This is a genomic window from Neisseria sp. P0001.S005 (assembly GCF_051963715.1).
Genome location: NZ_JBQCTZ010000199.1, coordinates 1 through 6,205, shown reverse-complemented (window position 1 = coordinate 6,205; position 6,205 = coordinate 1). Strand labels below are relative to the sequence as shown.

At 54.7% G+C, this 6,205-nt stretch carries 6 protein-coding genes; 3 read left to right on the top strand and 3 right to left on the bottom strand.

From position 1 onward, the window contains the following. Nucleotides 1–1,253, bottom strand: a 1,253-nt coding sequence (locus ACTHSP_RS16770) for an LPS-assembly protein LptD (RefSeq protein ID WP_440346495.1), incomplete at its 3' end; no start/stop codon positions are given. A gap of 69 nt (nt 1,254–1,322) precedes the next feature. Between ACTHSP_RS16770 and amgK the strand changes: the two genes are divergently transcribed. Together amgK and mnmG are read left to right on the top strand one after the other, a co-directional pair. Further along, nucleotides 1,323–2,327, top strand: coding sequence for an N-acetylmuramate/N-acetylglucosamine kinase AmgK (gene amgK / locus ACTHSP_RS16765; RefSeq protein WP_004520257.1), 1,005 nt, complete (start codon nt 1,323–1,325; stop codon nt 2,325–2,327). 82 nt (nt 2,328–2,409) lie between these two features. Continuing rightward, nucleotides 2,410–4,305, top strand: a complete 1,896-nt coding sequence (gene mnmG / locus ACTHSP_RS16760; protein ID WP_440346494.1) for a tRNA uridine-5-carboxymethylaminomethyl(34) synthesis enzyme MnmG — start codon at nt 2,410–2,412, stop codon at nt 4,303–4,305. A gap of 157 nt (nt 4,306–4,462) precedes the next feature. Here the strand turns inward: mnmG and ACTHSP_RS16755 are convergent, their stop codons facing one another. Both ACTHSP_RS16755 and ACTHSP_RS16750 read right to left on the bottom strand, forming a co-directional pair. Beyond that, complete coding sequence (locus ACTHSP_RS16755; protein ID WP_049352686.1) at nt 4,463–5,050, bottom strand: GNAT family N-acetyltransferase; 588 nt, start codon at nt 5,048–5,050, stop codon at nt 4,463–4,465. A 98-nt stretch (nt 5,051–5,148) separates the two neighbouring features. Further along, the gene (locus ACTHSP_RS16750; protein WP_049352688.1) at nt 5,149–5,739 is read right to left on the bottom strand and encodes a 5-formyltetrahydrofolate cyclo-ligase; all 591 of its coding nucleotides are present in this window, start codon (nt 5,737–5,739) and stop codon (nt 5,149–5,151) included. Nucleotides 5,740–5,817: 78 nt separating this feature from the next. Here ACTHSP_RS16750 and ACTHSP_RS16745 point away from each other — a divergent pair, with 78 nt between their 5' ends. Further along, nucleotides 5,818–6,060, top strand: a complete 243-nt coding sequence (locus ACTHSP_RS16745) for a hypothetical protein (protein WP_049352691.1) — start codon at nt 5,818–5,820, stop codon at nt 6,058–6,060. Nucleotides 6,061–6,205: the final 145 nt, after the last annotated feature.

Sequence of the window (6,205 nt, the reverse complement as noted above, 5' to 3'; positions counted from 1 at the left end):
GGCTCGTCTTTATAACCGTCTTGGTTGGCCAGCGTTTGATATTTTTGTACGCGCAACGAGCCGTCGAAGCTGCCGCCCAACAGTTTTTCGCTGTAATTGAGCCATGCCTGACGGTCGAGGTTGACGTTGCGCGCGATGTCTTCGCGGCCGTAGAAGTCGCGGTAGTAATCGTCGTCAGAAACTTGGTTGTAGTTGATGCCGCCGCTGATTTTGCTGTTCAGCTGCTGCTGGTGTTTCCATTTGAACTGATAGCGGTTGTTGTGGACGCTTTTTTGGTCGTTCGGCATCCAGTCGCCATCGACTTCGCCGCTGTAATTCGGTTGCAGATAACGGACTTGGCCGCCCAGTTGCACGCCGCGTTTGCTGATGATGCCCGGACGGATGGTGGCATCCAAATTCGGCGCAAGGTTGAAGTAGTAGGGCAGGCTCAGCTCAAGGCCGTCTGAACCTGTGGCAATGGTCGGAACGAGCAGGCCGCTTTTGCGGTTGCCATTGATGGGGAAGTCCGCCCAAGGCGTGTAGAGGACGGATACGCCGCCGAATACGAGCGAAGCGTGTTTGGCCACGCCGATACCAGTCGATTCATCGGCCTCAATGCTTTGCGCTTGGATATACCAGCTGGCATCGCCGGGCGAACAGGTGTTGAATTTGGTATTGATGAGTTTGTAGAGGCCTTTGCCTTTGAGTTCGGCTTTTTCGCTGACACTTTGAAGGCGGCGGCCGCCTTGTTCGGTATTGAGGCGCACGGCAGTGCCGGAACCGGTTTGGTCTTTGAGGTTGTAAACCAATTGGTCGCCGGATACGGTCGAACCGTTTTGATATAGGGTAAAGCGGTCGCCGGCGGTAACGGTATCGGTGGCTTGGTCGTATTGCGCCCAATCGGCGTTGAGAACGTCGGCATTGCGCTCGACAATGACGTCGCCTTCGGCACGGACGCCGACTTGGGTCTGACCTTCTATTTTATCGGCGTTGACGCGGGTGTAATCGGCAGGCAGGGCAGGCTCGCCGCTGCGTTTGATTTCGGCGGTTTCGGCCAGCTTGGCATCTTCGTGGTCGCAAAACAGGCAAGTGCTGCCCAAAGAAAGCGGATCGGCTTCGCTTTGGCTGGTTTTTGCCGGTTTGGATGCGGAGGTGTGGGCAGGGGTATAGTCTTCCGCCTGCGGAACAGAAGCATCTTCCGCGCGCACGGCTGTTGCGCCAAAGCCCATAATTAAGGCGAGTACCAAGGGTTTGAGTGAAAATAAACGAGCCAAAATCGCCCCTTAAATCGGTTTGCCAGTTAGAATAGCGGTTATTGTAACCTGAAATTCTGCGATACCGCTATGCAACGACAAACCGAATTACAAAACTGGCTGGAGTCTGTTTACCCGAACCAGCCGTTCGAATTGAGCTTTGCGGCAGCCGATGCCGACTTCCGCCGCTATTTCCGCGCGACGTTTTCAGACGGCCAGACCGTTATCTGTATGGACGCGCCTCCTGAGAAGATGAGTGTTGCGCCGTATTTGAAAGTGCAAAAACTGTTTAACATGGTCAATGTACCGCAAGTGCTTCATGTGGATGAAGCGTTGGGCTTTATGGTATTGAACGATTTGGGCAATACCACATTCCTGACCGCCATGAATCAGGAAAACAGCGAAACCGCCCATAAAGCCCTGCTGCTCGAAGCCATTGACGAACTGATCGAACTGCAAAAGGCCAGCCAGCCCGGCAAACTGCCGGAATACGACCGCGAAGTCATGCTGCGCGAGATTAACTTGTTCCCCGAATGGTTTGTGGCTAAAGAATTGGGCCGTGAGCTGACCTTCAAACAACGCCAGTTGTGGCAGCAAACTGTTGATACGCTGTTGCCGCCCCTGTTGGCGCAGCCCAAAGTGTATGTTCATCGCGACTTTATTGTCCGCAACTTAATGTTGGCGAAAGGCCGTCCGGGCGTGTTGGACTTCCAAGACGCGCTTTACGGCCCGATTTCCTATGATTTGGTGTCGCTGTTGCGCGATGCATTTATCGAATGGGAAGAAGAATTTGTATTGGACTTGGTTATCCGTTACTGGGAAAAAGCACGCGCCGCCCAGCTGCCTGTGCCTGCCGAGTTTGACGAGTTCTACCGCTGGTTTGAATGGATGGGTGTACAACGCCATTTGAAAGTGGCCGGTATTTTTGCCCGCCTGTACTACCGCGACGGCAAAGACAAATACCGTCCTGAAATTCCGCGCTTCCTGAACTACTTGCGCCGCGTATCCCGCCGTTACAACGATTTGGCGCCGCTGTATGCGTTGCTGGTCGAATTGGTCGGCGATGACGAATTGGAAACAGGCTATACCTTTTAAGCTTGGTTTTAAGATTTGATTCCACTTTTCAGACGGCCTGATCAACAAAAGGCCGTCTGAAACCTTTACAGAACACATAAAAATGACTTACATGATTTACCCCAAAACCTACGACGTGATTGTCGTCGGTGGCGGCCATGCCGGTACCGAAGCCGCGCTTGCCGCCGCACGCATGGGCGCGCAGACGCTTTTGCTCACACACAACATCGAAACGCTCGGACAAATGTCGTGCAACCCCTCCATCGGCGGTATCGGCAAAGGCCACCTCGTGCGCGAACTCGACGCATTGGGCGGCGCAATGGCGCTGGCCACCGACAAATCCGGCATCCAGTTCCGCCGCTTGAATGCCAGCAAAGGCGCGGCAGTGCGAGCCACGCGCGCGCAGGCCGACCGTATCCTATATAAAGCCGCCATCCGCGAAATGTTGGAAAACCAAGAAAACCTCGACCTTTTCCAACAAGCCGTCGAAGACGTCACACTCGACGGAGAACGCATCAGTGGCGTGGTTACCGCGATGGGCGTGGAGTTTAAAGCACGCGCCGTCGTGTTGACCGCCGGCACGTTTTTGTCCGGCAAAATCCATATCGGTTTGGAAAATTACGAAGGCGGCCGCGCCGGCGACCCCGCCGCCAAATCCTTGGGCGGCCGTTTACGCGAATTGAACCTGCCACAAGGCCGTCTGAAAACCGGCACGCCGCCGCGCATCGACGGCCGCACGATTGATTTCTCCCAGCTCACCGAACAGCCCGGCGACACACCCGTTCCCGTCTTTTCCGTGCGCGGCAACGCCGATATGCACCCGCGCCAAGTGTCCTGCTGGATTACGCATACCAACCTGCAAACCCACGACATTATCCGCAGCGGCTTCGACCGCAGCCCCATGTTCACCGGCAAAATCGAAGGCGTCGGCCCGCGCTACTGCCCGTCTATCGAAGACAAAATCAACCGCTTCGCCGACAAAGACAGCCACCAGATTTTCCTCGAACCCGAAGGCCTGACCACCAACGAATACTACCCCAACGGTATCTCCACCAGCCTGCCGTTCGACATCCAAATCGCGCTCGTGCGCAGCATGAAAGGCCTGGAAAACGCCCATATCCTGCGTCCCGGCTACGCCATCGAATACGACTACTTCGACCCGCGCAACCTCAAAGCCAGCCTCGAAACCAAAACCATCCAAGGCCTCTTCTTCGCCGGACAAATCAACGGCACCACCGGCTACGAAGAAGCCGCCGCACAAGGCCTGCTCGCAGGCGCGAACGCCGTGCAATACGTCCGCGAACAAGACCCGCTCCTGCTGCGCCGCGAACAAGCCTATCTCGGCGTATTGGTGGACGACCTCATCACCAAAGGCGTGAACGAACCCTACCGCATGTTCACCAGCCGCGCCGAATACCGCCTGCAACTCAGGGAAGACAACGCCGACATGCGCCTGACCGAAGACGGCCACAAAATCGGCTTGGTGGGTGAAGCGCAATGGCGTATGTTCAACGAAAAACGCGAAGCCATCGAGCGCGAAATCCAACGTTTGAAAACAACATGGTACACGCCGCAAAAACTCGCCGAAGACGAACAAATCCGCGTGTTCGGACAAAAACTCAGCCGCGAAGCCAACCTGCACGACCTCCTGCGCCGCCCGAACCTCGACTACGCCGCGCTGATGACCCTGCCCGACGCACAACCTGAAACCGCACTTGCCGACAGCGTGGTCGAACAAGTCGAAATCCAAGTCAAATACCAAGGCTATATCGACCGCCAAAACGAAGAAATCGACAGCCGCCGCGACATCGAAACCTTAAAGCTGCCCGAGGATATCGATTACAGCAAAGTCAAAGGTTTGTCGGCAGAAGTGCAACAAAAGCTCAACCAGCACAAACCCGAAACCGTCGGCCAAGCCAGCCGCATTTCCGGCGTAACCCCTGCCGCCGTCGCATTGTTGATGGTGCATTTGAAACGCGGATTTAAAGATGCGAAGTAAGGGTTAATCCGAATAAAGGCCGTCTGAAACTTTCAGACGGCCTTTATTTATCAGGGGATTGACGGTGTTGCACCTTATTTCATTAATTTTTTAAAGAGTTCGGATTGTCAGCAAGATGGGCGTGTTTTGATGAAAAAATGAAGAAGAAAACGTTTTTTCAGGATGCGTCATAAGCTGCCGCTTTTTTGAGCAGTTTTGCCCTTGCCTGCGGCCATTCCTCACGCAGCAGGCTGTATTCGACCGTATCGCGCACGCTACCGTCTTTCCGCAGCTTGTGGCAGCGCAAGATGCCGTCTTGGTGTGCGCCCAAGCGTTCGATGGCGCGTTGGGAGGCGGTGTTGAGGTTGTCGGTCTGCCAGCAGGCGCAGCGGCAGTTTAAAGTGTCGAAAACGTAGTCGAGCAACATGATTTTGCAGGCGGTATTGATGTGCGTGCGCTGTGCCGACAGGGCATACCATGTGAAACCGATGTAGAGGCGTGGGATGGCGGGGTCGATGTGGTAAAGCGAAGTCGAGCCGACAATTTTTCCCGTGTCTTCGTCGATGACGGCAAAGGCGAGACGGGTTTGCATAGCAGTGCGGATATAGTCCGCCACTTGCTCGGGTTCGGGCGCGGTGGTTACATTGAGCTTCCAGACTTCACCGTCGCAAACTGCTTCGCGCAAACCGGCTTCGTGTGCCGTTGTTAAAGGTTCGAGACGGACGCGGTCGAAGGATAAAACGGGAGTGGATGAAAAATCAGTCATGGGGGTTTCTTCTTTTGTATTTGATGGTTTGAGTTTTCAGACGACCATTTATAGTGTCTTAACGGACGGCATCTCTGAGGTCGTCTGAAAGCTATTGATTAATGATGTTTGAACATCAGCACGCCCGACTCCGATACAAACCCGTCCAGCGGCAGGTCGTGGGGTTCGGTCGGCAGTGTGTCGGTCAGTTGGCAGCCAAAGCCTACGCCCAGGGTTTGGGTTTGTAGGCGGTATTTCATGGCGGAGAGGGTGGCGTCGTAATAGCCGCCGGCTTGTCCGAGGCGGTAGCCGCGTTTGTCGATGCCGACGATGGGAACCAGCAGCAGGCTGAGTTGGTGGACGCGGATTTTTTTGCCGGTAAATTGGGGAACGCTCAATTTGGCGCGGCCGCGTTTGCGTTCTTGTTTGGTGCCGTCGGCAGGGTAGGGGGTAAACCACATCCGCCGCGTGTTCGGTTCGATATAGGGTAGGTAGAGTTTTGCGCCGCGTTTTTGTGCGGCACGGACAAAGCCATCCAGTCGCAATTCCTTGCCTATCGGCCAATACACGCCAATTTTCCGTCCTTTTTTGATGTAGGGTTTGAGCAGGCGGCTGATGGTTTCGGTGGAGGCGTTTCGCTCGTCTGCGCTCATTTGGGCGCGTGCGCGGCGGAACTGTTTGCGTAATGTCGATTTGTCGGGATTCCTCATTTTCAGACGGCCTTTCGGGATTGCGGTAGAATGTTGCGATTATAACGATTTTGTTAACATTCAAACAGGACGCACACAATGTGGCATATTGTCGCCATCGGCTATCTTTTTGTCGCCGTGATGTTTTCCGCCGCGCAGCCGAGTATTGCGCGCGCGTTGATTTATTTGGTTTTTTGGGCAGTGTTGCCCACTGTGTTCACGGTCTTCGTCGTGACCATCCGTCGCCGCAACCGCCGGATGAAACGGCAGGAACAGGCGGAGTTTGAAGCGGCCCGCCAAAAGGCGGTACAGACGGATGGAAAACAGGACAGAAAGGTATAAAATCCCTTTTCAGACGGCCTCTTATCCGCTATAATCCGTCAGTTTTCCATTTCGGAAACATGCTTTTATTTTTAAAACTTATGCCCACTTTCGCCGAAGGGTGCTTGACAATAGGCGCCGCCTATCAAGTTCTATGCGATTGAAT

What these genes read in the sequence shown, in the direction of transcription:
- ACTHSP_RS16755 (WP_049352686.1), bottom strand. Translation starts at nt 5,050, where the DNA reads ATGACTGATTTTTCATCCACTCCCGTTTTATCCTTCGACCGCGTCCGT.
- ACTHSP_RS16745 (WP_049352691.1), top strand. Translation starts at nt 5,818, where the DNA reads ATGTGGCATATTGTCGCCATCGGCTATCTTTTTGTCGCCGTGATGTTT.
- mnmG (WP_440346494.1), top strand. Translation starts at nt 2,410, where the DNA reads ATGACTTACATGATTTACCCCAAAACCTACGACGTGATTGTCGTCGGT.
- amgK (WP_004520257.1), top strand. Translation starts at nt 1,323, where the DNA reads ATGCAACGACAAACCGAATTACAAAACTGGCTGGAGTCTGTTTACCCG.
- ACTHSP_RS16750 (WP_049352688.1), bottom strand. Translation starts at nt 5,739, where the DNA reads ATGAGGAATCCCGACAAATCGACATTACGCAAACAGTTCCGCCGCGCA.